The organism is Cereibacter sphaeroides 2.4.1 (assembly GCF_000012905.2).
Taxonomy (GTDB): Bacteria; Pseudomonadota; Alphaproteobacteria; order Rhodobacterales; family Rhodobacteraceae; genus Cereibacter_A; species Cereibacter_A sphaeroides.
Genome location: NC_007493.2, coordinates 2,610,579 through 2,633,943, shown reverse-complemented (window position 1 = coordinate 2,633,943; position 23,365 = coordinate 2,610,579). Strand labels below are relative to the sequence as shown.

25 protein-coding genes are annotated in these 23,365 nt (G+C 70.8%); 10 read left to right on the top strand and 15 right to left on the bottom strand.

Annotated elements, in window-relative coordinates; all coding sequences use genetic code 11:
• Positions 1-48: 48 nt before the first annotated feature.
• Positions 49-522 (bottom strand): SsrA-binding protein SmpB, encoded by a 474-nt coding sequence (gene smpB, locus RSP_RS12775; RefSeq protein WP_002721091.1) that lies wholly within the window; start codon positions 520-522, stop codon positions 49-51.
• Positions 523-782: 260 nt separating this feature from the next.
• Positions 783-1,655 carry a 4-hydroxy-tetrahydrodipicolinate synthase gene (dapA, locus tag RSP_RS12770; protein WP_011841738.1) on the bottom strand — a complete coding sequence of 291 codons (873 nt, stop codon included), beginning with the start codon at positions 1,653-1,655 and terminating at the stop codon, positions 783-785.
• Between the two features lie 152 nt (positions 1,656-1,807).
• On the opposite strand from dapA, the gene RSP_RS12765 reads away from it, so the two are divergent.
• Complete coding sequence (locus tag RSP_RS12765) at positions 1,808-3,769, top strand: lytic transglycosylase domain-containing protein (protein ID WP_011338564.1); 1,962 nt, start codon at positions 1,808-1,810, stop codon at positions 3,767-3,769.
• Between the two features lie 232 nt (positions 3,770-4,001).
• On the opposite strand, the gene RSP_RS12760 is transcribed toward RSP_RS12765, so the two are convergent.
• Complete coding sequence (locus tag RSP_RS12760) at positions 4,002-5,063, bottom strand: NAD(P)/FAD-dependent oxidoreductase (RefSeq protein WP_011338563.1); 1,062 nt, start codon at positions 5,061-5,063, stop codon at positions 4,002-4,004.
• A gap of 54 nt (positions 5,064-5,117) precedes the next feature.
• Between RSP_RS12760 and mnmD the strand changes: the two genes are divergently transcribed.
• Both mnmD and RSP_RS12750 read left to right on the top strand, forming a co-directional pair.
• Positions 5,118-5,918: a tRNA (5-methylaminomethyl-2-thiouridine)(34)-methyltransferase MnmD gene (mnmD, locus tag RSP_RS12755; RefSeq protein WP_011338562.1), complete on the top strand. Its 801-nt coding sequence runs from the start codon at positions 5,118-5,120 to the stop codon at positions 5,916-5,918.
• On the top strand, positions 5,915-6,799 hold the full coding sequence (locus tag RSP_RS12750; protein WP_002721079.1) for a DMT family transporter: 885 nt from the start codon (positions 5,915-5,917) through the stop codon (positions 6,797-6,799). Before mnmD ends, RSP_RS12750 begins: the two co-directional genes overlap by 4 nt.
• Here the strand turns inward: RSP_RS12750 and RSP_RS12745 are convergent.
• Positions 6,750-7,235: a GNAT family N-acetyltransferase gene (locus tag RSP_RS12745; RefSeq protein WP_011338561.1), complete on the bottom strand. Its 486-nt coding sequence runs from the start codon at positions 7,233-7,235 to the stop codon at positions 6,750-6,752. The two genes, RSP_RS12750 and RSP_RS12745, sit on opposite strands and share 50 nt — an antisense overlap.
• Before the next feature lie 137 nt (positions 7,236-7,372).
• On the opposite strand from RSP_RS12745, the gene smc reads away from it, so the two are divergent.
• Entirely contained in the window at positions 7,373-10,828 is a 3,456-nt protein-coding gene (smc, locus tag RSP_RS12740; RefSeq protein ID WP_011338560.1) for a chromosome segregation protein SMC, read from the top strand.
• Positions 10,829-10,920: 92 nt separating this feature from the next.
• On the opposite strand, the gene fmt is transcribed toward smc, so the two are convergent.
• The 4 genes from fmt to def (RSP_RS12720) are packed head-to-tail and all read right to left on the bottom strand — an operon-like array spanning position 10,921 to position 13,357.
• A complete protein-coding gene (fmt, locus tag RSP_RS12735) occupies positions 10,921-11,829 on the bottom strand; it encodes a methionyl-tRNA formyltransferase (RefSeq protein ID WP_011338559.1) in 909 nt (302 codons plus the stop codon).
• Positions 11,830-11,832: 3 nt separating this feature from the next.
• Positions 11,833-12,336 (bottom strand): peptide deformylase, encoded by a 504-nt coding sequence (def, locus tag RSP_RS12730; RefSeq protein WP_011338558.1) that lies wholly within the window; start codon positions 12,334-12,336, stop codon positions 11,833-11,835.
• A complete protein-coding gene (def, locus tag RSP_RS12725; protein ID WP_011338557.1) occupies positions 12,333-12,824 on the bottom strand; it encodes a peptide deformylase in 492 nt (163 codons plus the stop codon). Before def (RSP_RS12725) ends, def (RSP_RS12730) begins: the two co-directional genes overlap by 4 nt.
• Positions 12,824-13,357, bottom strand: a complete 534-nt coding sequence (def, locus tag RSP_RS12720; protein WP_002721070.1) for a peptide deformylase — start codon at positions 13,355-13,357, stop codon at positions 12,824-12,826. The genes def (RSP_RS12725) and def (RSP_RS12720) overlap by 1 nt, the downstream gene beginning before the upstream one ends.
• A 140-nt stretch (positions 13,358-13,497) precedes the next feature.
• Between def (RSP_RS12720) and RSP_RS12715 the strand changes: the two genes are divergently transcribed.
• Positions 13,498-14,670: a MalY/PatB family protein gene (locus RSP_RS12715; protein ID WP_011338556.1), complete on the top strand. Its 1,173-nt coding sequence runs from the start codon at positions 13,498-13,500 to the stop codon at positions 14,668-14,670.
• 6 nt (positions 14,671-14,676) lie between these two features.
• On the opposite strand, the gene RSP_RS12710 is transcribed toward RSP_RS12715, so the two are convergent.
• From RSP_RS12710 to RSP_RS12680, 7 genes are all read right to left on the bottom strand, one after another.
• Positions 14,677-15,027 (bottom strand): hypothetical protein, encoded by a 351-nt coding sequence (locus RSP_RS12710; RefSeq protein WP_002721068.1) that lies wholly within the window; start codon positions 15,025-15,027, stop codon positions 14,677-14,679.
• A 111-nt stretch (positions 15,028-15,138) separates the two neighbouring features.
• Complete coding sequence (locus tag RSP_RS12705; protein WP_002721067.1) at positions 15,139-15,501, bottom strand: response regulator; 363 nt, start codon at positions 15,499-15,501, stop codon at positions 15,139-15,141.
• 243 nt (positions 15,502-15,744) lie between these two features.
• A complete protein-coding gene (locus RSP_RS12700) occupies positions 15,745-16,236 on the bottom strand; it encodes a transcriptional regulator (protein WP_011338555.1) in 492 nt (163 codons plus the stop codon).
• 32 nt (positions 16,237-16,268) lie between these two features.
• Positions 16,269-16,724, bottom strand: coding sequence for a ribonuclease HI (gene rnhA / locus RSP_RS12695; RefSeq protein WP_023003711.1), 456 nt, complete (start codon positions 16,722-16,724; stop codon positions 16,269-16,271).
• Between the two features lie 99 nt (positions 16,725-16,823).
• Complete coding sequence (gene rlmH, locus RSP_RS12690) at positions 16,824-17,291, bottom strand: 23S rRNA (pseudouridine(1915)-N(3))-methyltransferase RlmH (RefSeq protein WP_011338553.1); 468 nt, start codon at positions 17,289-17,291, stop codon at positions 16,824-16,826.
• Positions 17,291-17,611 (bottom strand): ribosome silencing factor, encoded by a 321-nt coding sequence (gene rsfS / locus RSP_RS12685; RefSeq protein WP_011338552.1) that lies wholly within the window; start codon positions 17,609-17,611, stop codon positions 17,291-17,293. Before rsfS ends, rlmH begins: the two co-directional genes overlap by 1 nt.
• 212 nt (positions 17,612-17,823) lie before the next feature.
• A complete protein-coding gene (locus RSP_RS12680; protein WP_017139961.1) occupies positions 17,824-18,363 on the bottom strand; it encodes an SOUL family heme-binding protein in 540 nt (179 codons plus the stop codon).
• 246 nt (positions 18,364-18,609) lie between these two features.
• Here RSP_RS12680 and leuC point away from each other — a divergent pair, with 246 nt between their 5' ends.
• The 5 genes from leuC (at position 18,610) to RSP_RS12655 (ending at position 23,319) form a co-directional block, all read left to right on the top strand.
• Positions 18,610-20,037: a 3-isopropylmalate dehydratase large subunit gene (gene leuC, locus RSP_RS12675; RefSeq protein ID WP_011338550.1), complete on the top strand. Its 1,428-nt coding sequence runs from the start codon at positions 18,610-18,612 to the stop codon at positions 20,035-20,037.
• Positions 20,038-20,100: 63 nt separating this feature from the next.
• Positions 20,101-20,625, top strand: a complete 525-nt coding sequence (locus tag RSP_RS12670) for an HdeD family acid-resistance protein (RefSeq protein ID WP_002721056.1) — start codon at positions 20,101-20,103, stop codon at positions 20,623-20,625.
• Positions 20,626-20,628: 3 nt separating this feature from the next.
• Positions 20,629-21,234, top strand: coding sequence for a 3-isopropylmalate dehydratase small subunit (leuD, locus tag RSP_RS12665; protein ID WP_002721055.1), 606 nt, complete (start codon positions 20,629-20,631; stop codon positions 21,232-21,234).
• Between the two features lie 232 nt (positions 21,235-21,466).
• Positions 21,467-22,309, top strand: a complete 843-nt coding sequence (locus tag RSP_RS12660) for a hypothetical protein (RefSeq protein WP_002721054.1) — start codon at positions 21,467-21,469, stop codon at positions 22,307-22,309.
• 80 nt (positions 22,310-22,389) lie between these two features.
• Positions 22,390-23,319, top strand: a complete 930-nt coding sequence (locus RSP_RS12655; protein ID WP_011338548.1) for an endonuclease/exonuclease/phosphatase family protein — start codon at positions 22,390-22,392, stop codon at positions 23,317-23,319.
• The last annotated feature ends 46 nt before the right edge of the window (positions 23,320-23,365 follow it).

Below are 23,365 nucleotides of genomic sequence, written 5' to 3'. Positions count from 1 at the left end.
GAGGGACAGGGGACCGCGGCCGCCCGACGGACGCGCCGCCCCCGCGGATCAGCTGTTCTGCTTCAGGAGGCGCTGCTTCTCGCGGCTCCAGTCGCGCTTGGCCGAAGTCTCGCGCTTGTCCGAGAGCTTCTTGCCCTTGGCGATGCCGATCTTCAGCTTCACGATGCCGCGGTCGTTGAAATACATGCGGATCGGCACGATGGTCATGCCTTCGCGGGCGGTGGCGGTCCAGAGCCGGGCCAGCTCGCGCCGCGAGACGAGGAGCTTGCGCTTGCGCCGTTCCTCGTGACCCCAGGTCTTGGCCTGCAGATAGGGCGCGATATAGCCGTTGATGAGCCAGAGCTCGCCCTCTTCCACCGAGGCATAGCTCTCGCCGATGTTCGAGCCGCCCTGCCTGAGCGACTTGACCTCGGAGCCGAGCAGCATGATGCCGGCCTCGATCTCCTCCTCGATGAAGTAATCGAAGCGGGCGCGGCGGTTCTCGGCGATGAGCTTGCTGTTGGGATCGGAATGCTTGGCCATGACCGGACGGAGATAGGCGAGCGGCGGGCCGCTGTCCAGCGCCCGAAGCGGAAAGGGGGAGCCGGGCGAGGGGGCATCGAACCCCCTCGCCCGGCGCTGCCGCGGACGGGGCACGGGGCCGCCGGACCCGGGAGGCGGGGTCAATGCGGGCCTGCGACCGGAGTGGGAGGCCACAGGATCGCCCCGGGCTCGGGCTCGGGAGCCCGCCGAAGGGATGGCGGCGGATGGGGGCCGGCTCCGTGGAGAGCCGGCCGCGCGGATCAGATCAGGCCGGCGTGACGCATGGCCGCCTCGATGCGGGCCTTGGTCGCGTCGGTGAGGCCCACGAGCGGCAGGCGCACCTCGTCGGAGCAGAGCCCGAGCTTCGAGAGCGCATATTTCGCCCCCACCAGCCCCGGCTCGAGGAAGATCGCCTCGTGCAGCGGCATCAGCCGGTCCTGATACTCCAGCGCCTTGGCGAAGTCGCCCGCGAGGGTTGCCTGCTGGAACTCGGCGCAGAGCCGCGGCGCCACGTTGGCCGTGACCGAGATGCAGCCCACGCCGCCGTGGGCGTTGAAGCCGAGCGCCGTCGCATCCTCGCCCGAGAGCTGGATGAAGTCAGGCCCGCAGGAGGCGCGCTGCTGGCTCACCCGCTCGATCTTGCCGGTGGCATCCTTCACGCCCACGATCCGCGGCAGCCGCGCCAGCGTGCCCATCGTCTCGGGCGACATGTCGACGACCGACCGGCCGGGGATGTTGTAGATCACGATGGGCAGGCTGCAGCAGTCGTGGAGCGCGGTGAAATGCGCAATCATCCCGGCCTGCGTGGGCTTGTTGTAGTAGGGCGTCACCACGAGCGCCGCATCGGCGCCCACCGTCTCGGCGAAGCGGATCAGCCGGATCCCCTCGGCGGTCGAGTTCGAGCCCGCGCCCGCGATCACCGGCACCCGGCCTGCGGCGGCCTTCACCACCGCCTCGATCACCGTCTCGTGCTCTTCGTGGCTGAGCGTCGGGCTCTCGCCCGTGGTGCCCACCGGGACGAGGCCGGTCGAGCCTTCGGCGATCTGCCAGTCGACCAGCTTCTTCAGCGTGTCCAGATCCAGCTCGCCGTTCTTGAACGGCGTCACAAGGGCAGGAATGGACCCTCTGATCATGACACGCATCTCCATCTGATTTGGGCAGACTCGCCCGGTTGAACCGGGCCTTCCTATCGCCCGCCGCGGGGCTTGCCAAGTTGTCCCCAAGCCACGGCGCGCTCGTCAGCTTGTGTGTTGCGGGCGGGCACGGGCTTGGGCAGATTGCGCGCATGTCGCGCCCCAGATCCGCCCCCGCCCGTCTCCGCCTCGCCCTTCTGCTGATCCTGCCGCTGCTCTGCGCGCCCCTCGCGGCGCGGGCCGAGGATCCGGCCGCACTGAAGGACGCGCTCCGCGCCGCCTGGTCGAAGGACTGGAGCGGTGCCGAGGCGCAGGCGCGCCGGTCGGGCCCGCTCGCGCAGTCGCTCGTCGAGTGGCACCGGCTGCGGGCGGGCGAGGGCAGCCTGACCGACTACGAGGCCTTCCTCGCGCAGCATCCCGACTGGCCGGGGCTGAAGCTCCTGCGCGACAAGGGCGAGGAGGCGGTGGCCCGCTCGGCCACGCCTGAGCGCGTGATCGCGTGGTTCGGCTCGCGTCCGCCCGCGACCGCCACCGGGGCCATCGCGCTCGCCCGCGCCCACGCCGCGGCGGGCCAGCAGCCCGAGGCCGAGACGGTGATCCGCCGCGCCTGGACGACGCTCGCCTTCACCGCAGAGGAGGAATCGGCCGCGATCGGCGCCTTCCCCGAGGTGCTGGCCCGGGCGCACGAGGCGCGGCTCGACATGCTGCTCTGGGAGAACCGGCCCGAGCAGGCGCGGCGGATGCTGCCGCGCGTGTCGGACGGCTGGAAGCGGCTCGCGGCGGCGCGGATGGCGCTGCGCGCCGATGCCGACGGGGTGGACGGGCTGATCGCGGCCGTGCCCGCGGCGCTCGCCGCCGATCCCGGCCTCGCCTACGAGCGGTTCCTCTGGCGGGCGCGCAAGGGCCGCGACGCCGATGCGGCGCAGCTGCTTCTGGAGCGGTCGGCCAGCGTGGCGGGCCTCGGCAGCCCCTCGGCCTGGGCGGGGCGGCGCGCGGTGCTGGCGCGGGCCCTGAACGAGGAGGGCGATCCGAAGACCGCCTACCGGATCGCCGCGAGCCACCATCTCGAGGGCGGGGGCGACTTTGCCGAGCTCGAGTTCTTCGCGGGCTTCATCGCGCTGCGCAAGCTCGGCGACCCGGCCGCGGCGCTTCAGCATTTCCAGCGGCTGCAGGCGGCGGTGCGCACGCCGATCAGCCTCTCGCGGGCGCATTACTGGCAGGGACGGGCGCTCGAGCAGCTCGGACGCTACGACGAGGCGGGCGCGGCCTTCGCGGCGGGGGCGCGCTACCAGACCGCCTATTACGGGCTTCTCTCCGCCGAGCGCGCGGGCATCCCGCTCGATCCGGCGCTCGTCTCGGCGCCGCGGGCGGGCGACTGGCGGCAGGCGGGCTTCGCCTCCTCCTCGGTGCTGGCGGCGGGGCGGCTTCTTCTCGCGGCGGGCGAGCGCGATCTCGGCAAGCGGTTCCTGCTGCATCTGGCCGAGAGCCTGAAGGCCCCGGATCTCGAGCGGCTGTCCGAGATGGCGCTCGAGATGGGCGAGCCGCATGTGGCGGTGCTGATCGCCAAGCAGGCCGCCGAGGAGGGCACGATCCTGCCGCGCGCCTATTTCCCGGTGCCGGATCTCGTGCCGGGCGACGGGCTGCCGGTGAGCCGGGCGCTGGCCCTGTCGATCGCGCGGCGCGAGAGCGAGTTCAACCCGGTGGTGGTGAGTCCGGCCGGCGCGCGGGGCCTCATGCAGGTCATGCCGGGGACGGCGAAGCTCATGGCGCCCAAGGTGGGGCTCGGCTACGAGCCTGCGAAGCTCACGCAGGATCCGGCTTACAACGTGCGGCTCGGCACGGCCTATCTCGCGCAGCTGGTCGAGGAGTTCGGCCCGTCGCTCGCGCTGGTGGCCTCGGGCTACAATGCGGGCCCGGGCCGCCCGCGCCGCTGGGTGACCGAGTTCGGCGACCCGCGTGCCGAGGATGTGGATGCGGTGGACTGGGTGGAGCAGATCCCCTTCTCCGAGACCCGCACCTACGTCATGCGCGTGACCGAGTCGGTGGTGATCTACCGCGCCAAGCTCCGCGGCAGCGGCGGCCCCGTCCGCATCACCCCCGAGCTGAAGGGGTGAGTGGCGTCTCGCGGAGGCTCCAGTGGAGCCTCCGAGCCACGAACGGGCGCCCCGTGGGCGCCCAATGGGTGGCGTCTCGCGGAGGCTGGTGCCTCCGGACCACGAACGGTGCGGAGGGAGCCCAGTCCCGCGCAGGCCAAGGCCTCCCTCCATCGGGTGCCGTGGGTCTCATTAGCGCCGTGTCGCAACGCCTCCGAGGCCCGTCCTGCAGGGCGCTGCTGGGCCTTCGCCCCTACTCCTCGGCCTTCCCCTTCTTCTTCAGCGAGGCCTCGACCCGGAAGCTCTCGGGGATCTCGTCCCGGCCTTCGAGGACCAGCGCGGCCATGACCTCGCCCACCTTCGGCGCCATGCCGAAGCCGATCTTGAAGCCGCCGTTCGCCACATACTGCCCCGGGCGGCCGGGCCATTCGCCCAGCATCGGCGCGAGGCTGCGGGCGCGGGGGCGCAGGCCCGCCCAGCGGGTCAGGACCGGCGCGCCCTCGAGCCAGGGGCAGAGCGCCACGGCGCGGGCATGGACCTCGTCGAGCTGGGCGTCGGTCGTGTCGGGTGCGGTCCAGTCCTTCTCGGCGGTCGATCCCACGGCGGTCGTGCCGTCGGCGTGGGGCACGATCAGGAGGCCCGGCCCGAAGACCTGCGGCCGGTCGCGCGCGTCGAGCGCCACCACCATGGCCTGACCCTTCACGCCATTGCCGACCGGCTTGCCCAGATCCTGCGACAGCGCCTCGAGCCCCGCCACGCCGGTGGCCCAGACCACCGGGCCCGCTTCCTCGCCCTCGCCGATCAGGATCTCGCCGCCCTGCGCGCGGATCGCCTGCACCAGCGCGGGCACCGCCAGCCGCGGGTTCAGCCGCGCGGTCAGCGTGTCGTGGATCACGAGGCCCGTGGGGCTTTCGGGCATGAAGTCTCCGCCGGCCGGCACCACCTCCCACGAGAAGCGGCCCTGCCAGAGGGTCCGGGCCTCCTCGGCGCGGGCGCGGGCATGGTCGACGGCGCGCGCATCGGCGAGCGGCTGGAACCGGCCCAACCGATCGTAGCCCGTGGGCAGGCCGGAGGCGTCGGCCACCGCCGCCCACCATGCCTCGCCCATGGCGAGGCTCTCGAACTGGAAGGCCTTCTTCTCGTTCCATTGTTCGGGCACATGCGGCGAGAGCGCCCCCACGACGCCGCCCGAGGAGCCCGCGCCGATCCGCGCGCTCTCGATCAGGCGCACCTTCGCGCCGCGCCGCACCGCCGCCCAGGCCACCGCGAGCCCGAAGATCCCGCCGCCGCGAATTGTCAGATCCGGCGTTGCCATTTTCCCCGTCCTCGCCCAATGTCCGCACTTTCGAAGACAGCAGGCTTAGGACAGATGCCAGCCACAGGCCAGAGCGCGGATGTCGCGTCCGCGCAGGAGCCCGCGCCACCGGGCGCCCCGGAGACGGCCCCCCGGATTGCCGGCGCAGAGGGGGCGGAAAACGCCCCTGCCATTCGCGCTTCGCGAAATGCAGCGCCCGATCTCGACTGGCGCGAAGGGGCCATCCCGGTCTCGACCCGGTTCGACGATCCCTATTTCTCGCTGGCCGACGGGCTGGCCGAGACCCGCCATGTCTTTCTGGCCGGCAACCGCCTGCCGGAGCGGTTCCGCGACGGCTTCGCCATCGCCGAGCTGGGCTTCGGCACCGGGCTCAACATGCTGGCCACGCTGATCGGCTGGCGCGCGGCGGGGCGGCCGGGGCGGCTGTCCTACCTCTCGTTCGAGGCCTTCCCGCTGGCCGCCCCCGACATCGCCCGCGCCCTCTCGGCCTTTCCCGAGGCCCGGGCGGTGGCCGACCCCTTCCTCACGGCGTGGGAGGCGGGCCAGAGGCGCTTCGAGCTCGACGGGATGGAGGTCGAGGTGCGGATCGGCGACGCGCGGGATCTCCTGCCGCGGTGGGAGGGCCGGGCCGACGCCTGGTTCCTCGACGGTTTCTCGCCCGCGAAGAACCCCGAGCTCTGGTCGGAGGCGCTGATGGCCGAGGTGGGCCGCCACACCGCCCCCGACGGCACCTTCGCCACCTATACGGCGGCGGGCCATGTGCGGCGGGCGCTGGCGGAGGCGGGCTTCACCGTCACGCGCCAGCCCGGCCACGGGCGCAAGCGACATATGACGACCGGAGTCCTCGGCAGATGACCGAACAGAATACGCGGCTGGGCATCGGGCTCATGGTGCTCACCACCTGCATCTTCGCGCTGCAGGACGGCATCTCGCGCCATCTCGCCGAGCATTACAGCGTCCTCATGGTGGTGATGATCCGCTACTGGTTCTTCGCGGCCTTCGTGATCGCGGTGGCCGCGCGGCAGGCGGGCGGCCTCGCCCCGGCGATCCGCTCGCGCTTTCCCGTCCTGCAGGTCCTGCGCGGACTTCTGCTCGCGGCCGAGGTCTGCGTCATGGTGGTGGGGTTCGTGAAGCTGGGCCTCGTGGCCAGCCACGCGGTCTTCATCTGCTATCCGCTGCTGGTGGCGGCCCTCTCGGGGCCGGTTCTGGGCGAGACGGTGGGCTGGCGGCGCTGGCTCGCCATCGGCGCGGGCTTCGTGGGCATCCTCATCATCCTGCAGCCGGGCCTTGCGGTCTTCTCGCCCTGGGCGCTGGTGCCGCTCGCGGCGGCGACGCTCTTTGCGACCTATGCGCTGCTCACGCGCTATGTGGCGCGGGGCGACTCGGCGGCCGTCAGCTTCTTCTGGACGGGCACGGTCGGCGCCGTCGCCATGACCGCCGTGGGCCTCTGGCACTGGGAGCCGATGGCGCCGGGCGACTGGTTCTGGATGGCGGCGCTCTGCTGTACGGCGGCGCTGGGGCATTGGTGCCTGATCCGCGCCTATGAGGTGGCCGAGGCGAGCGCGGTGCAGCCCTTCGCCTATCTGCAACTGCCCTTCGCGGCGATGCTCGGCTTCTTCGTCTTCGACGAGCGGCCGGGGTGGAATGTCGTCCTCGGCGCCTGCGTGGTGGTCTCGGCCGGGCTCTTCACCCTCTGGCGCGAGCAGGTGCGGGCCCGAGCGCGCGCCGGAAGGTGAGCGAGGTCGGCCGGTCGAAGCCCGGATGGGCTTTGGCCGCAACCTGCGTGAAGCCCATGGCGCGGAAGGCCGCCTGATTCTCGACCAGCTCGATCCGCGTCTCGAGTTCGAGCGCAGGCAGCCCCAGCGCCCGCGCCCGGTCCTCGGCCAAGGCCATCAGCACGCGCCCGAGGCCCTGCCCCTGCAGCGCGGGCTCGACCGCCATCTTGCCGAGGTAGAGCGCCTGCGGCAGGGGCGTCAGGAACAGGCAGGCCACGGCCGGATCGCCCATCAGCCAGACCTCGGCTTCGCGCGCCTGCCGGGCGATGGCCTCGGGCGTCAGCCGGTGGGCCGAGGAGGGCGGGTCGATCCGCCCCTCCATGAAGGCGAAGGCGCGAAGGATCAGCCCGCGGATCGCCTCCCAGTCCTCTGCCTCACGGGCCTTGCGGGGGATCATGGCGCACCTTCCTGCCGAGAGCTGCAACATCTTGGGGATAACCGGCCGTATGCCGCCAGATCAAGGGGGCTCCGGTTGACTTGGGCCGCCCCAGACCGGACCATGCGGACCCGATCGGGAATCAGAAGGATCCGGCCTTGCGGTTCACCCGCCTCAGACTGAACGGCTTCAAGAGCTTCGTGGACCCCACCGATCTGGTGATCCACGAGGGGCTGACGGGTGTCGTGGGGCCGAACGGCTGCGGCAAGTCGAACCTGCTCGAGGCGCTGCGCTGGGTGATGGGCGAGAACCGGCCCACCGCCATGCGCGGGGCGGGGATGGAGGATGTGATCTTCGCCGGGGCGGCCACGCGGCCCGCGCGCAACTTCGCCGAGGTGGCGCTCGTCCTCGACAATGCCGACCGGCTGGCGCCCGCGGGCTTCAACGATGCCGACACGATCGAGATCGTGCGCCGGATCACCCGGGACGCGGGCTCGGCCTACAAGGCCAACACCAGGGATGTGCGGGCGCGCGACATCCAGATGCTGTTCGCCGATGCCTCGACGGGGGCCCATTCGCCCGCGCTGGTGCGGCAGGGGCAGATTTCCGAGCTCATCAACGCCAAGCCCAAGGCGCGGCGGCGGATCCTCGAAGAGGCCGCGGGCATCTCGGGCCTCTACCAGCGCCGGCACGAGGCCGAGCTGCGGCTGGCGGCCACCGAGCAGAACCTCGCGCGGGTCGAGGATGTGCTCGACCAGCTGGCGCAGCAGCTTTCCACGCTGGCGCGGCAGGCCAAACAGGCGGCCCGCTACCGCGAGATCGGCGAGGAGCTGCGGCGGGCCGAGGGGTCGCTCCTCTATCGCCGCTGGCGCGAGGCGGATGTCGCGCGGACCGAGGCGCTCGCGCTCCTGCGCGAGCGGATGACGGCGGCGGGGCAGGCCGAGGCCGTGGCGCGCAAGGCCGCCGCTGCCCGTGCCGAGGCCGAGGCGACGCTGCCGCCGAAGCGCGAGGAGGAGGCCATCGCCGGCGCCGTGCTGCAACGGCTGACGGTCGAGCGCGACGCGCTGGCCGCCGAGGAGGATCGCGCGCGGGCCACCATCGCCACGCTCGTGTCGCGGGTGGACCAGCTCGGCCGCGACATCGAGCGCGAGGCAGGGCTCAACCGCGATGCGGCCGAGACCATCGGGCGGCTGGAATGGGAGCGCGAGGCGCTCGAGACCGCGCACGAGGGCCACGAGGAGCGGCTGGCCGAGGCGGCCGAGGCGGCGCGCGAGGCGGGGGCGGCGCTCGGCGAGCGCGAGGAGATCCTGTCCGAGCGCACCGAGGATGCCGCGCGGCTCTCGGCGCGCCACCAGTCGGCGCAGCGGATGCTGGTTGACAGCCGTACAACGCTGGCCAGATCCGAGGCCGAGGCGGCGCGGGCGCGCGAAACGGTCGAGGCCGCGGCCGAGGCGCAGGAGCGGGCGGCCGAGACCTGGGAAGAGGCGGCGGCGGCGCAGGAAGAGGCGCAGGAGCGCGCCGAGGCCGCCGAGGAGGCGCTGGTGCAGGCCGACGAGGCGCGGGCCGAGGCGCAGTCGCGCGAGGCGGAGGCGCGGGCGCAGCGGTCGGCCGCCGAGGGCGAGGCCAATGCGCTGCGGGCCGAGGTGGCGGCGCTGGCGCGGCTCGTCGACCGCGAGGCGCAGGCGGGTAGCCAGCTTCTCGACCGCATTCAGGTCGAGCCGGGCTTCGAGGCGGCCCTCGGCGCCGCGCTGTCCGACGATCTGCGCGCGCCCGAGGTGGCGGCGGACGCGCCCTCCGGCTGGGCCGCGCTGCCCGATTATGACGAGACGGCCCCGCTGCCGGCGGGCGCCGAGCCGCTGGCGCCGCATGTGGGCGTGCCCGAGGTGCTGCGCCGCCGGATCGGCCAGATCGGCCTCGTCGGCCGCGAGGCGGGGGCCGCGCTTCAGCCGCTGCTGCAACCGGGGCAGCGGCTGGTGAGCCTTGCGGGCGATCTGTGGCGCTGGGACGGGTTCCGCGCGGGTGCCGAGGATGCGCCCTCGGCCGCGGCGCTGCGGCTGAAGCAGCTGAACCGGCTGGTGGCGCTGAAGCGCGATCTCGAGGAGGTGGCGGCCCGCGCCGAGGGGGCAAGGCAGGCGCACGAGGCGCTGCAGGCCCGGCTCGCGCAGCTCACCCGCGCCGATCAGGAGGCCCGCGAGGCCCGCCGCGCCGCCGATGCGCGCGTGACCGAGGCGAGCCGTGCGGCGGCCCGCGCCGAGGCGGACCGTTCGATCTCGGGCGGCAAGCTCGAATCGGCGCGGCTCGCGGTGAAGCGCTACGAGGACGAGGCGATGGAGGCCCGCGCGCGGCTGCGCGAGGCGGAAGGCGTGGCCTCGGCGCTGCCGGATCTCGAGGCGGCGCGCGCGGGGCTCGAGGATCTGAAGATGGCGGTCGAGGCCGCGCGCATCGCGATGATGTCGCGCCGCTCGCTGCATGACGAGCTGCGCCGCGAGGGCGAGGCGCGGGTCAAGCGGCGGCAGGAGGTGACGAAGGACCTTTCGGGCTGGAAGCACCGGCTGGAGACCGCCGAGAAGCGCAGCGCCGAACTGGCCGAGCGCAAGGCCGAGACCGAGGAGGCGCTGCGCGAGGCCGCCGAGGCGCCCGAGGAGATCGCCGCCCGCCGGGAGGAGCTGGCAGAAGCGATCGAGGCCGCCGAGGAGCGCCGCGCCCGCGCCTCCGATGCGCTGGCCTCGGCCGAGGCGGCGCTCCGCGCCGCGCAGGAGGCCGAGCGCGAGGCCGAGCGTCAGGCGGGCGAGAGCCGCGAGGCGCGCGCCCGGGCCGAGGCCCGCGCCGATGCCGCGACCGAGGCGCTGCAGCTGGCGGCCGAGCGGATCCGCGAGGAGACGGAGCGGACACCGCAGCAGTTGCTCGAGGCGCTGGCGGTCGATCCCGAGCGGATCCCCACGGTCGAGGCGCTCGAGACCGATGTCGGGCGGCTCAAGCGGCAGCGCGAGGCGCTGGGGGCGGTGAACCTGCGCGCCGAGGAGGATGCGCAGGCGGTCCAGACCGAGCATGACACGCTGAAGGCCGAGAAGACCGACCTCGAAGAGGCGGTCAAGAAGCTGCGCGCGGGCATCCAGGGCCTGAACCGCGAGGGGCGCGAGCGGCTTCTGACCGCCTTCGAGCAGGTGAATGCGAGCTTCGGCACGCTCTTCACTCATCTCTTCGGCGGCGGCGAGGCGCGGCTCGTGATGGTCGAGAGCGACGATCCGCTGGAAGCGGGGCTCGAGATCATGTGCCAGCCGCCGGGCAAGAAGCTCTCGACGCTCTCGCTGCTCTCGGGGGGCGAGCAGACGCTGACGGCGCTGGCGCTGATCTTCGCGGTCTTCCTCGCGAACCCCGCGCCGATCTGCGTGCTCGACGAGGTGGATGCGCCGCTCGACGATGCGAACGTCACCCGCTTCTGCGACCTGCTGGACGAGATGACCCGGCGCACCGAGACGCGCTTTCTCATCATCACCCACCATGCGGTGACGATGGCGCGGATGGACCGGCTGTTCGGCGTGACCATGGCCGAGCAGGGGGTGAGCCAGCTCGTTTCGGTCGATCTCAAGCGGGCCGAGGCGCTGGTGGCCTGAGTCTCTTGGCAGGCTCGGGGGACGGCAGAGGCGCTTCGCGGGACCGCGCGGAGAAAGATCAGGCCAGGGCTCGCGCCGCGCGGGTGTGAGGCTCAGGACGTGTGGGCGCGGCTGCCCTCGGGCAGCGGGAAGCCCCTCAGGAACTCCTCCGGCTCCATCGGCCGCTTGCCCTCGCGCTGCGCGAGCGTGATCTCGACCGCGCCGGTGCCGCAGGCGATGGTGAGCCCGCCCAGCACCGCGCCGGGGGCGCCGTGGCCCTCGGCCAGCCGGCAGCGCAGCAGCTTCACCCGCTCGCCGTTCAGCAGCGTCCAGGCGCCGGGGAAGGGCGAGAGGCCGCGGATCTGCCGGTCGATCTCGGTGGCGGGGCGGGTCCAGTCGATCCCGGCCTCGGCCTTGGCGATCTTTTCGGCATAGGTCACGCCCGCGTCGGGCTGCGGGCAGGGCACCAGATCGTCGAGCGCCCCGAGCGCGCCGAGGATCAGCCGCGCCCCCATGTCGGACAGCCGGTCATGCAGATCCTGCACCGTCTCCTCGGGGCCGATATGGGTCTTTTCGCACATCAGCACGGGGCCGGTGTCGAGACCGGCCTCCATCTGCATGATGCAGATCCCGGTCTCCTCATCGCCTGCGAGGATCGCCCGGTGGATCGGGGCCGCCCCGCGCCAGCGCGGCAGGAGCGAGGCATGGATGTTGAGGCAGCCCCGCTCGGGCGCATCGAGGATCGGCTGGGGCAGGATGAGGCCGTAGGCCACGACCACCGCCGCCTCGGCCCCGAGCGCCGCGAACTCGGCCTGCGCCTCGGGCGTGCGCAGCGAGGTCGGATGGCGGACCGGCAGGCCAAGCTCCTCGGCGCGGGTCTGCACCGGGGTGGGGCGGTCCTTCTTGCCGCGGCCCGCGGGGCGGGGCGGCTGGCAATAGACGCAGACCACCTCGTGATGCGCATGGAGCGCCTCGAGCACCGGGACGGAGAAGTCGGGCGAGCCCATGAAGATCAGGCGCATGGCTCAGCCCACCCGGCGCAGGTATTTCTCGGACTTCGCCACCACCATCTTGCGCTTCAGGGGCGAGAGGCGGTCGATATAGAGCCTGCCGTTCAGATGGTCGATCTGATGCTGGACCGAGGTGGCCCAGATGTCGACGAAATCGCGCTCCTCGATCTCGCCCGCCTCATTCAGGAAGCGCACCGTGACCGCCCGGGGCCGCGAGATGACGGCGCTGGCGCCGGGCAGGTTGGGGCTGCCCTCCTCATGCTCGCGGAACTGCCCCGAGGCATGGAGGATCTCGGGGTTGGCGAGCCGGATGGCCTTGCCGCGGTTCTCCGAGCAATCCACCACCGCAAGGCGCAGCATCACGCCGATCTGCGGCGCGGCCAGCCCGTAGCCCGGCATCGCATCCATCGTCTCGATCATGTCGGTCCAGATGGCGCGGATCTCGTCCGTCACCGCTTCGACGGGGGTGGCCACGGTCTTCAGCCGCTTGTCGGGATACATCACGAAGGGGCGGATCATGTCTCCATCTCCCGCAGGGCCTCGTCGCGCGCGGCGGGCGACAGGCGGTCGAGGGTCACGATCCCGTCCAGATGGTCGATCTCGTGCTGGGCGCAGATGGCCTCGATGCCGGTCAGGTGCGCCTCCTGCTCGGCACCGAAGAGGCTTGTCCAGCGCAGCCGGATCTCGGGCGCGCGGGCCACGAGGGGGCGGGCGCCGGGGATCGAGAGGCAGCCCTCGGGGCCCTCCACCCGCGCCTCGGCCATCCAGAGGATCTGGGGATTGACGAAGACCTGCGGCGCGGCCGGAGCCTCCTTCCAGAGCGTGTCCATCACGAAGAGCCGGACCATGCGGCCCACCTGTGGCGCGGCGAGGCCACGGCCCTCCGCGTGGTACATGGTGGCCAGCATGTCCGAGGCCAGCGCCTCGAGCGCGGGGCCGGGCTCGGCCGGCGCGCAGGCCTGCGACAGACGCGGGTCGGGCCAGCGCAGGATCGGCAGGACCGCCATCAGGCCTTCTGCACCATGCCCGAAGCCTGGGCGCGCTTGAACTTCTCCATCTTGCGCGTGATCATCTGCCGCTTGAGCGGGCGCAGGTAGTCGATGAAGAGCTTGCCGTCGAGATGGTCGATCTCGTGCTGCACGCAGGTGGCCCAGAGGCCGGCGAACTGCTCCTCCTCCTCGCGGCCGTCGAGGCCGGTCCAGCGGACCTTCACCTCGGCCGGGCGCTCCACGTCGGCGAAGACGTTGGGCAGCGAGAGGCAGCCTTCCTCGTAGGTCGAGACATCCTCCGAGCGCCACACGACCTCGGGATTGACCATGGCGACCGGGCGCCGGGCACCGTCGCTCTCCTTGTTGCAGTCGAGCACGATCAGCCGCCGCACCACCCCCACCTGCGGCGCGGCGAGGCCGATCCCCGGCGCGTCATACATCGTGGCCAGCATGTCATCGGCCAGACGGCGCAGGTCGTCGGTGATCTGGCCGACAGGGTCGCAGATCTTCTTCAGGCGCGGGTCCGGGTGGATCAGGATGGGGCGTATCATGGCCGTGATTTACGACCTGCCGGGTCTTCGCGCAATGGTCCGGGCGCGTGCGGGCTGCGGCACGCCTTCGCACGCGGCGGGCGCGCCACCCTTGCACCTGCCGGAGCGTCCGCTACGCTCGCGCGCAAACAGGAGCGACCATGAACTTCGACGAGCGCATCGACCGCCGCGGCTCCCACTCGGTGAAGTGGGACATGATGGAGACCCTCTACGGCGTGCCGGCCGACACCGGCATCGCCATGTGGGTGGCCGACATGGAGTTTCGCCCGCCGGCGGCGATCCAGAAGGCGCTCGAGGGCATGACCGCGCACGGGCTCTACGGCTATTTCGGCGACGACCGCGCCTATCTCGGCGCGATCCGCTGGTGGATGGAGCACCGGCACGGCTGGGACGTTTCTCCGGAATGGATTTTCACCGTGCATGGGCTGGTGAACGGCACCGCGCTCTGCGTCGATGCCTTCACGCAGCCGGGCGACGGGGTGATGCTCATGACGCCGGTCTACCACGCCTTCGCGCGGGTGATCCGGGCCGCCGGACGCGAGGTGGTGGAATGCCGCCTGGCCCAGGAAGACGGCCGCTATGTCATGGACTTCGAGGCTTGGGAGGCCCAGCTTTCCGGGCGCGAGCGGATGCTGATCCTCTGCTCGCCGCACAATCCGGGCGGACGGGTCTGGAGCGTGGACGAGCTGCGTCAGGTGGCCGATTTCTGCGTGCGCCACGACCTGATCCTCGTGTCGGACGAGATCCACCACGACCTCGTCTATCCGGGCCAGCGCCACACGGTGATGCCGCTCGCCGCGCCCGAGATCCTGAACCGGCTGGTGATGCTGACCGCGGGCACCAAGACCTTCAACATCGCGGGCGCCCATTGCGGCAATGTCATCATCCCCAATCCGGCGCTGCGGGCCAGCTTCGCCGCGCGGATGGCGGCGCTCGGGATCTCGCCCAACTCCTTCGGCCTCTTCATGGTGACGGCGGGCTATTCGCCCGAGGGCGCGGACTGGGTCGACGGGCTGATGGCCTATCTCGACGGCAACCGGACGCTGTTCGACTCGCGGATCGACGCGATCCCGGGCCTGCGCTCGATGAAGCTGGAAGCCACCTATCTGTCGTGGGTGGATTTTTCAGGCACCGGCATGAGCACCGACGAGATCCATCGCCGCGTGCAGTCCGACGCTCAGATCGCCGCCAACCACGGCGCCACCTTCGGCGCGGGCGGCGAGAGTTTCCTGCGGTTCAACATCGCCGCGCCGCGGGCGCAGGTGGAAGAGGCGCTCGACCGGATCGCGCGCGCCTTCTCGGATCTGCAATAGCGGATCTCAGGCTCCCGGCAGATAGCCGGCCGGGGGCTCCTTCTCGAGCCAGAAATCGAGCGGCGGCCGGTCGGTCGGGGCCGTGGCGCGCTTGAAGTCGCAGATGAGCTCGCCGCCGTCCACCACGGCGCAGACGATGAGGCATTGGCAGACCAGCCGCTCGCCGTCGAAGAGATTGACGAGGCCGCGCAGGCTGCGGATCTGATCGGCGTCGAGGGCGAAGCCCCCGTCCCACAGCCGCAGCACCGGCACCTCGGTCCCTCCGAAACGGACGCGGAGCCGTGACTTGCGCTTCATTTCGGCCTTCTGCGCGGCAGCGAGACCGTCCCTGATGTCCTGAGGCAGATATTCGAGCATGAACGACTCCCTGGTGCTCAAAATCGAGTCTGGTGTCATGTGGCGAAAAATCAAGCTATCTGAAAGAATATTTCGCAAGAATGGGTGCAGGCGTTACGAATGCTGCGCGGCTCAGGCCGCGTGAACGTAATGCTCCACGATGGTCGCAAGATCGCTGACCGGAGTCGAGATGGCAAAGTAGCCGCAGGCATTCTGACAATGGGTGAAGATGGACCCGTCCGAAAAGACGGCGCTGTCGGTCAGGAACATCACCTTGGCCCAGGGCTGCCGGAAGGCCGCGAAGTCGGCCACGGCCAGGGCGGAGCCTTCGTCGAGCATCAGATCCAGCATCACGACCTGAATCCGGTGGGCGCAGAGCACGCGCACCGCACATTCCTGGCTGTGGGTGATGTGGACAGTGATGCCGTCCCTGCGCAGCCGCTCTGCCCACTGGCTGGCAAGCTCCGCGCGGGTCTCCACGATCAGGACGTGCATTCTGGCTTCCTTCGACTTTGCCGAGAACTTGTCTTACCTTTGGGCCGAATGTTTTAACGCGTGGTTAACAGAATATATCAAAGTGGTAACGGCTCCGCGACCGGCGGATCGCCGCCATTTTGTCGCCGAAAGAGGCGGGGAAAAGGCGTAGCAACTGCTACTTACGGTCGCAGAGGATGCAAGCGTTCAGGGCACGGCTGCCCTCCCATGCGCCATCCGGCGGGAGCCGGCCCTGCGGAGGGTTCAGCCGGAGGAGCCGAGGCGCCGCGTCGCGTCCTTCAGCTTGAAGCCGCGGCCGCCTGCCGCCTGCCAGAGCCGCTGGCCCTGCCAGAGCGCGAACATCATCGCGGCGGGCTCGGCCTTGCCGAGGCGCAGGGACAGCGCCGCCTCGACGCTGCGCCGCCAGGCCTCGGCCCTCGGGCGCATCTCGGGCAGGGTGAGCGAGAGGGCCACGATCTGCGGCTCGGCCGCCTCGCCGAGCGCCTTGAGGAAGGCGGGCGCCTTCGTCTCGGTTGCGGCGGCGTCGGTCGCCTCGTCGAGCCCGTCCCAGAAGTGACCGAGCGCGGCCAGCATCATGCCGTCGCGGCTGCCGAACCGGCCTGCGAGGGTTGCCGCGGCGAGGCCCGTCGCGCGCGAGACGGTGCCGAAGGACACGGCCCGCTCGCCGCCGCCCGCCAGCATCCGGCAGATGGCAACATGGACGTCGGCATCGGGAAGCGTGCGGGGGCGGGCCATGCGTCCAATGTAACCGAACGAAAGCTCGAAAACTAGCGCGTCTTGAAGGGGGCCATGCCCGCGCGTGCCAGCTCGTCGGCACGCTCGTTCTCGGCGTGGCCGGAATGTCCCTTGATCCAGCGCCAGACGACCTTGTGCCGCTGCTGGGCCGCGTCGAGCCTTTCCCAGAGTTCCGCGTTCTTCACCGGCTTCTTGTCGGCGGTCTTCCAGCCGTTGCGCTTCCAGCCGTGGATCCAGGTCGTCACGCCGTTCTTCACATAGGCGCTGTCGGTCACGATGGTGATCTCGGTCGGCCGCGTCAGCGCCTCGAGCGCCGAGATGGCGGCCATCAGTTCCATCCGGTTGTTGGTGGTGAGCACCTCGCCGCCCTGCAGCGTGCGCTCCTTGACCACCGCCTCGCCCTCGCGCGCGAGCATCAGCACGCCCCAGCCTCCCGGGCCGGGATTTCCGCTGCAGGCACCGTCGGTATAGGCATAGAGGTCTGGCATGGGGCGGGGGTAGCCGAAGCCGCGGCGGCGCACAAGCCGGTGCGGACGGGCGGCGGGGCGAGTGCGTGCCATCGCAGGCTTCCGCCCGCACCCCGGGCTTCAGACGCGGTGGTAGGGAGAGCCTGCGAGGATGGTGGCCGCGCGGTAGAGCTGCTCGGCCAGCATCACGCGCACCAGCATGTGCGGCCAGACCATGCGCCCGAACGACATCGCGAGATCGGCCCTGTCGCGGAGCCGGGGCGCGAGGCCGTCTGCGCCGCCAATGGCCAGCGCCACGTCGCGACCACTGTCGCGCCAGTGCGCGAGATGATCGGCGAATTCGGGAGAGGAGAGGGTGCGGCCGCGTTCGTCGAGGACGACAAGCGCCGCCCCCGGCGCGACGGCCTTCGCGATCAGGTCGGCCTCGGCCTCCATGCCGCCGCCCTTGCGATCCTCGAACTCGAGGAGCTGCACGGGCGGCAGGCCCAGCGGCCTGCCTGTCCGTTCGAAGCGTGCGAGGTAGTCCTCGACCAGATCCCGCTCGGGGCCGCTGCGCAGCCGCCCCACGGCGCAGAGCTGCAGCTTCATCAGCCGCGCGAGAGGCCCTGAGCGCCGCCCGGCATCCACATCTTCTCGAGCTGGTAGAACTCGCGCACCTCGGGGCGGAAGACATGCACGATCACGTCGCCCGTGTCGATCAGCACCCAGTCGCCGGTTTCCTTGCCCTCGACCTTCGAGAACCGCCCGAACTGCTGCTTCACCCGGTCCATCAGCTTTTCCGAGATGGCGGCAACCTGACGCGACGACCGGCCCGAGCAGATGACCATGTAATCGGCCATGTCCGAGCGGCCGCGCAGGTCGATCTGCACGATATCCTCGGCCTTGTCGTCGTCGAGCGAGGCGAGCACGGCCTGCAGAAGCTCCTCGCTGGAGGCGTCGTTGGCGGGGTCTTGTGCGGTGCTCGTCCGAGCCGGCCGTTGCCCGACCGGAAGTCCGGTCGCGGGGTCAGAATGTGACAGGGTCGTCCTCCCGTATGGCGCGCCGACAAGCCCCGGCGCCGGGCTGTTCTCTCAAGGTAGCATCACCGGCCCGCAATCTCAATGCAGGCAGCGGCCTGCGGTTAGCCCTCGCCGAGGCCGAAGGCAACCTCGTTCCGCCGTTGCCAGGGCAGGGTCATGGGCGAGTCGTAGAAATAAAAGTAGGGGCCTTCGCGTTTCGGCAGGCCGCGCTCGGCGATCCAGTGCGCGAGCCCCTCGGCCTGACGCCGGAGCGCGTGGTCGGTCGGCCAGCCCGAGAAGCGCCGCACGGCCTGACGCGACGGGGGCACCGTCACGAAGCGGATGCGGCTGTCCTTCGGCGCGGGCAGGAGGGAGGCGCTCCGGACCGCCGGCATGGTGAAGCGCACGGTCCACAGATCCTCGCCCGCGGGGAGCTGGCTGACCGGCACGGTCATCTCGATCCTCCGGCTCTCGGCGTTGCCGCCGAAGATGTAGCGCGCGAGCACGCGGAAGCCGCGGGTGATGGCGGTGGAGCGGTCTCCCGCCATCGTGACTTCCGCCACGAGATAGGGGCCGTATCGTCGGATCTCGGTCGCGGTCTCCGCGAACTCGAGGTCGTAGGTCGGCTGTTCGTATCCCTTGTGGTCGACGGCTCCATTCATCGGGCGGCTCCATGCGAGGCCCGGGGTCAACGCCGGCAGGCGGTTCCGGTTCACGCCGTTGTTGCCTGTCCGGGAATTCGAGCGTAAAAGCCACAGTCATGGAACGCATCTTCGACATGGACGATCGCGCCCGGCTGCCTTGGCGGTTCTACGGCGCCAGCCTCTCGATCCTCGCCCGACTTTGAGTCGGCGTGCGGCTTTCGCCTGCCTTCCCCCCATAAAATCAACAGCCATCGCGAGAGAGCCATGACCGCTCCGAGAACGCTCTATGACAAGATCTGGGACGACCATGTCGTCCACCAGTCCGAAGACGGCACCTGCCTGCTCTACATCGACCGCCATCTCGTCCACGAGGTGACGAGCCCGCAGGCCTTCGAAGGCCTGCGCATGACGGGCCGCAAGGTGCGCGCCCCCGAGAAGACCATCGCCGTGCCGGACCACAACGTCCCCACGACGGAAGGCCGCGACACGAAGATCGACAACGAGGAGTCGCGCATCCAGGTCGAGGCGCTCGACAAGAATGCCCGCGACTTCGGGATCAACTACTATCCCGTGTCGGACATCCGGCAGGGGATCGTCCATATCGTCGGGCCCGAGCAGGGCTGGACGCTGCCGGGCATGACGGTGGTCTGCGGCGACAGCCACACGGCCACCCACGGCGCCTTCGGCGCGCTGGCCCACGGCATCGGCACCTCCGAGGTCGAGCATGTGCTGGCCACGCAGACGCTGATCCAGAAGAAATCGAAGAACATGAAGGTGGAGATCACCGGGAGCCTGCGCCCCGGTGTCACCGCCAAGGACATCACGCTGTCGGTCATCGGCCTCACCGGCACCGCGGGCGGCACCGGCTATGTCATCGAATATTGCGGGCAGGCGATCCGCGAACTGTCGATGGAAGGCCGGATGACCGTCTGCAACATGGCGATCGAGGGCGGCGCGCGCGCGGGCCTGATCGCGCCGGACGAGAAGACCTTCGCCTATGTGATGGGCCGTCCACATGCGCCGAAGGGCGCAGCCTGGGAGGCGGCGCTCGCCTACTGGAAGACGCTCTTCACCGATGAGGGCGCGCAGTTCGACAAGGTCGTGACGATCCGCGGCGAGGACATCGCCCCGGTCGTGACCTGGGGCACCTCGCCCGAGGATGTGCTGCCGATCACCGCGACCGTCCCCGCCCCGGAGGATTTCACCGGCGGCAAGGTCGAGGCCGCACGCCGCAGCCTCGAATACATGGGCCTGACCCCGGGCCAGAAGCTGACCGACATCAAGATCGACACGGTCTTCATCGGCTCCTGCACCAATGGCCGGATCGAGGATCTGCGGGCCGCGGCCGAGATCCTGAAGGGCAAGAAGGTGGCGCCGGGAATGCGGGCCATGGTCGTGCCGGGCTCGGGCCTCGTGCGCGCGCAGGCCGAGGAAGAGGGGCTGGCGCAGATCTTCATCGACGCGGGCTTCGAATGGCGCCTCGCGGGCTGCTCGATGTGCCTCGCGATGAACCCCGACCAGCTCTCCCCGGGGGAACGCTGCGCCTCGACCTCGAACCGGAACTTCGAGGGCCGTCAGGGCCGCAACGGCCGCACCCATCTCGTCAGCCCCGGAATGGCCGCCGCTGCGGCGATCACCGGTCACCTGACCGACGTGCGCGACCTGATGATGGCGCCGGCCGAGCCGGCGTGACGACGGCCGGGCGCGCAGCACAGCGCGCCCGCGCAGGTTTGCAGCAAGTCAGGACAGAACGGAATGAAAGGCACGAGCTCGCTCATCGTCTCCGGCATCCTCGCCCTTCTGGGCGGGATCGCCGCACTGGCCTTCCCGCTGCCCGTCTCGCTCGCGGTCACGGTCCTTGCGGGCTGTGTCTTCGTGGCGAGCGGGGCGTTCGGGCTCTGGGCGGCCTTCTCCGACAGGGGAATGCCCTCGCGGGGGGCCGCGGCCTTCTTCAGCCTCGTCAGCCTCGTCGCGGGGGTCTGGATGCTGGCCAACCCGCTGGCGGGAATGGTGTCGCTCACGCTGATGCTGGGCGCGCTCTTCCTCGTCTCGGGGGTGGTGCGGCTCGGGCTGAGCCTCGCCACCTGGCGCGGCACCGTCATGTTCTGGCTGATGGCGCTTTCCGGCCTGATCTCGGCCGGCCTCGGTCTCTTCATCCTGCTGCGACTGCCGGAAGCGAGCCTCGTGCTGCTCGGCACGCTCGTCGCGGTCGAGCTGATCGTCATGGGCGCCACCCTCGTCGCCATGGGCTTTGCCCTCAGAAAATCTGGAAATCCCTGAGCCATGCAAGAATTCACCAAAGTGACCGGTGTCGCGGCCCCCATGCCGCTCGTCAATATCGACACCGACATGATCATCCCGAAGCAGTTCCTGAAGACGATCCAGCGCTCGGGTCTCGGCAAGAACCTGTTCGACGAGATGCGCTATAATCCCGACGGCAGCGAGATCCCGGAGTTCGTGCTGAACCAGCCGGCTTATCGCGATGCGCAGATCATCGTCGCGGGCGACAATTTCGGCTGCGGCTCGTCGCGCGAACATGCGCCCTGGGCGCTGCTCGACTTCGGCATCCGCTGCGTGATCTCGACGAGCTTCGCCGACATCTTCTACAACAACTGCTTCAAGAACGGCATCCTGCCCATCGTCATGCCGCCCGAGGTGGTCGAGGTGCTGATGGAGGATGCCCGCCGGGGCGCCAACGCGCGCATGACTGTCGATCTCGAGGCGCAGACGGTGACGACCTCGGACGGGCAGTCCTTCCCGTTCCAGGTCGATTCGTTCCGCCGTCACTGCCTGATGAACGGCCTCGACGACATCGGCCTGACGCTGGAGAAGGCCGCCTCGATCGACGGGTTCGAACGCGACCTTGCAACCCTGAGACCCTGGGTCTGATCCCTCTTCAACCCTGAGATGCAGGGCCGCCTTCGGGCGGCCTTTTTCATCCCGCCTTTTGGAAAGGGATGCCGCCCTTTTCCCTGTGTATACCTCACAAAGGTTAGCTTCCTCTACGTCTCCCTGCGTCGGAAGGTGAGGTCAGGCGCCAATGGGACGGCATCTGCGACCCTGCCGCAACAGGCGGGAAGCCATCGCCCCGGTGGAGCCTGCGGCTCGTGGGAAGGGTGGGGTGAACGTGTTTTCAAGGCTCTCCGGGGCGCTTCTGCGCGCGTCTCTCGTGGTTCTTCTGCTGGCACTGCCCTCGGTCCTGCTGCCGGGCGTGGGGGCGGACGGGCAGCAGATGGTGGCGCTCGCGGCCCTCTTCGGCGGTGTCCTGACCCTTGTCGAATATAATGCGACCTACCCGGGGCTCGTGGAGTTCCGCGATGCCCCGCCCTTCAACCGGCTGCGCTTCGCGCTCCTGCTCGTGATGGTGCTGACCCTCACCCTGATGCAGCGTGAGGCCTCGGACCCGTCCGCCCTGACGGCGCTGTCGGCCCGGGCGGCGGGCGCCGTCGGAACGGCGATGGATTTCGCCTACAGCCCCGTGCGGCTCGCGACCCTCATGCTGTCCGACCGCGCCACGCCCGAGCAGACGGCCGTCCTGCGGAATGCCGCCGGCATCTCTTATCTCATTGCCACCGCCGCGGTCGCGATGTTCGTCGCGGTGATCCGGCTGAACCGCTGGCCCTCGCGCAATCTGGCCTTCAACGTGTGGGTGAACCTGCCGACCTTCGAGGCGACGGCGGGGGGCGACGTGGTGCAGCGCCTGCTCCGGGACGCGCGCTTTAACCTGGCCTTAGGGTTCCTGCTGCCATTCCTGATCCCGATCGCGGTGAAGATCGGCACCAGCGGCCTCGATCCGCTGACGCTGGCCTCGCCGCAGGCTCTGGTCTGGATCACGGTGGCATGGGCATTCCTTCCGGCGAGCCTCTTGATGCGCGGCGTGGGCATGGCCCGCATCGCCGAGATGATCCGCGAGAAGCGCCGGACGGGCGAAGTCTTCGGCACCCGAGGCCTCGCGCCCGTCTGAGGGCGCTTCCGGCGCTCTGCCTGTTCCTGCTCCTGCCGCTGGCCGCCGCGGCCGAGACGCTGCGGTTCGCCACCTGGGACGTGGATCTCGAGCGGGCGGGCCCGGGTCTCCTTCTGCGGGACATCCGCGCGGGGAAGGATCCGCAGATCCTCGCGGTGCGGCGCATGATCGAGGCGCTTCGGGCGGATGTGCTCTTCCTCACGGGGGTGGATTACGACGCGGACCTTCTGGCGGCCCGGGCGCTGGCGGGCGATCTCTATCCCCATCTTCTGGCGCTGCGGCCCAATGTCGGGCGGCCGACCGGGATCGACCTCGACGGCGACGGCCGCCTCGGCGGGCCGGGAGACGCGCAGGGCTGGGGCCGGTTCGGCGGGCAGGGGGGCATGGTGCTGCTCTCGCGCCTGCCGCTCGGCCTGCCGCGCGACTTCTCGGACCTGCTCTGGGCGGACCTGCCGGAGGCGAACCTGCCGCCGATGCCGCCCGAGGCGCGCGCGGTGCAACGGCTCGCCTCGGTGGGGGCCTGGGAGGTGCCGCTGCCCCGGACCGGGGGGCCTGCGCTGAAGCTCCTCCTCTGGTCCGCCACGCCCCCGGTCTTCGACGGGCCCGAGGACCGCAACGGCCGCCGGGCCGGGGACGAAGCGCTGTTCTGGGCCCGTCTCCTCGACGGGCGATTGCCGTTCCCGGCGCCCGAGGGGCCGGTGCTGCTCATGGGCAAGGCGAACATCGACCCCCTCGCAGGGGACGGGCCGCGGGCCGCTATCGCGGCGCTGCTGGCCCATCCCGCGCTGCAGGATCCGGCGCCCCGAGGCCCCGACGGCAGCCGCGCCACCGCCGACTTCCGTGCGGACGACGGTCCGGGGCTCCTGCGCACCGACTATATCCTGCCCGCGCGCGGCCTCCCTGTCACCGCGTCGGGCGTTCTCTGGCCCCCGCCGGGCGATCCTCTGGCGGCCGTGGCCGCGCAGGCCTCGCGTCACCGCCCCGTCTGGGTCGAGCTGGATCTGCCTTAGCGTCACTTCCTGCGGCGGGGGCGGCCGCCCTCGGCTTGACCGGGCG

Bases quoted from the DNA above. Each gene is read 5' to 3' on its own strand.
- RSP_RS12745 (WP_011338561.1), bottom strand. From the start codon at position 7,235: ATGATCCCCCGCAAGGCCCGTGAGGCAGAGGACTGGGAGGCGATCCGC.
- leuC (WP_011338550.1), top strand. From the start codon at position 18,610: ATGACCGCTCCGAGAACGCTCTATGACAAGATCTGGGACGACCATGTC.
- def (WP_011338558.1), bottom strand. From the start codon at position 12,336: ATGATCCGCCCCTTCGTGATGTATCCCGACAAGCGGCTGAAGACCGTG.
- RSP_RS12710 (WP_002721068.1), bottom strand. From the start codon at position 15,027: ATGCTCGAATATCTGCCTCAGGACATCAGGGACGGTCTCGCTGCCGCG.
- fmt (WP_011338559.1), bottom strand. From the start codon at position 11,829: ATGCGCCTGATCTTCATGGGCTCGCCCGACTTCTCCGTCCCGGTGCTC.
- rnhA (WP_023003711.1), bottom strand. From the start codon at position 16,724: ATGCCAGACCTCTATGCCTATACCGACGGTGCCTGCAGCGGAAATCCC.
- RSP_RS12750 (WP_002721079.1), top strand. From the start codon at position 5,915: ATGACCGAACAGAATACGCGGCTGGGCATCGGGCTCATGGTGCTCACC.
- RSP_RS12765 (WP_011338564.1), top strand. From the start codon at position 1,808: ATGTCGCGCCCCAGATCCGCCCCCGCCCGTCTCCGCCTCGCCCTTCTG.
- RSP_RS12700 (WP_011338555.1), bottom strand. From the start codon at position 16,236: ATGGCCCGCCCCCGCACGCTTCCCGATGCCGACGTCCATGTTGCCATC.
- RSP_RS12680 (WP_017139961.1), bottom strand. From the start codon at position 18,363: ATGAATGGAGCCGTCGACCACAAGGGATACGAACAGCCGACCTACGAC.
- dapA (WP_011841738.1), bottom strand. From the start codon at position 1,655: ATGATCAGAGGGTCCATTCCTGCCCTTGTGACGCCGTTCAAGAACGGC.
- RSP_RS12715 (WP_011338556.1), top strand. From the start codon at position 13,498: ATGAACTTCGACGAGCGCATCGACCGCCGCGGCTCCCACTCGGTGAAG.
- leuD (WP_002721055.1), top strand. From the start codon at position 20,629: ATGCAAGAATTCACCAAAGTGACCGGTGTCGCGGCCCCCATGCCGCTC.
- def (WP_011338557.1), bottom strand. From the start codon at position 12,824: ATGGCGGTCCTGCCGATCCTGCGCTGGCCCGACCCGCGTCTGTCGCAG.
- mnmD (WP_011338562.1), top strand. From the start codon at position 5,118: ATGCCAGCCACAGGCCAGAGCGCGGATGTCGCGTCCGCGCAGGAGCCC.
- RSP_RS12670 (WP_002721056.1), top strand. From the start codon at position 20,101: ATGAAAGGCACGAGCTCGCTCATCGTCTCCGGCATCCTCGCCCTTCTG.
- smpB (WP_002721091.1), bottom strand. From the start codon at position 522: ATGGCCAAGCATTCCGATCCCAACAGCAAGCTCATCGCCGAGAACCGC.
- RSP_RS12705 (WP_002721067.1), bottom strand. From the start codon at position 15,501: ATGCACGTCCTGATCGTGGAGACCCGCGCGGAGCTTGCCAGCCAGTGG.
- rlmH (WP_011338553.1), bottom strand. From the start codon at position 17,291: ATGAAGCTGCAGCTCTGCGCCGTGGGGCGGCTGCGCAGCGGCCCCGAG.
- RSP_RS12760 (WP_011338563.1), bottom strand. From the start codon at position 5,063: ATGGCAACGCCGGATCTGACAATTCGCGGCGGCGGGATCTTCGGGCTC.
- def (WP_002721070.1), bottom strand. From the start codon at position 13,357: ATGATACGCCCCATCCTGATCCACCCGGACCCGCGCCTGAAGAAGATC.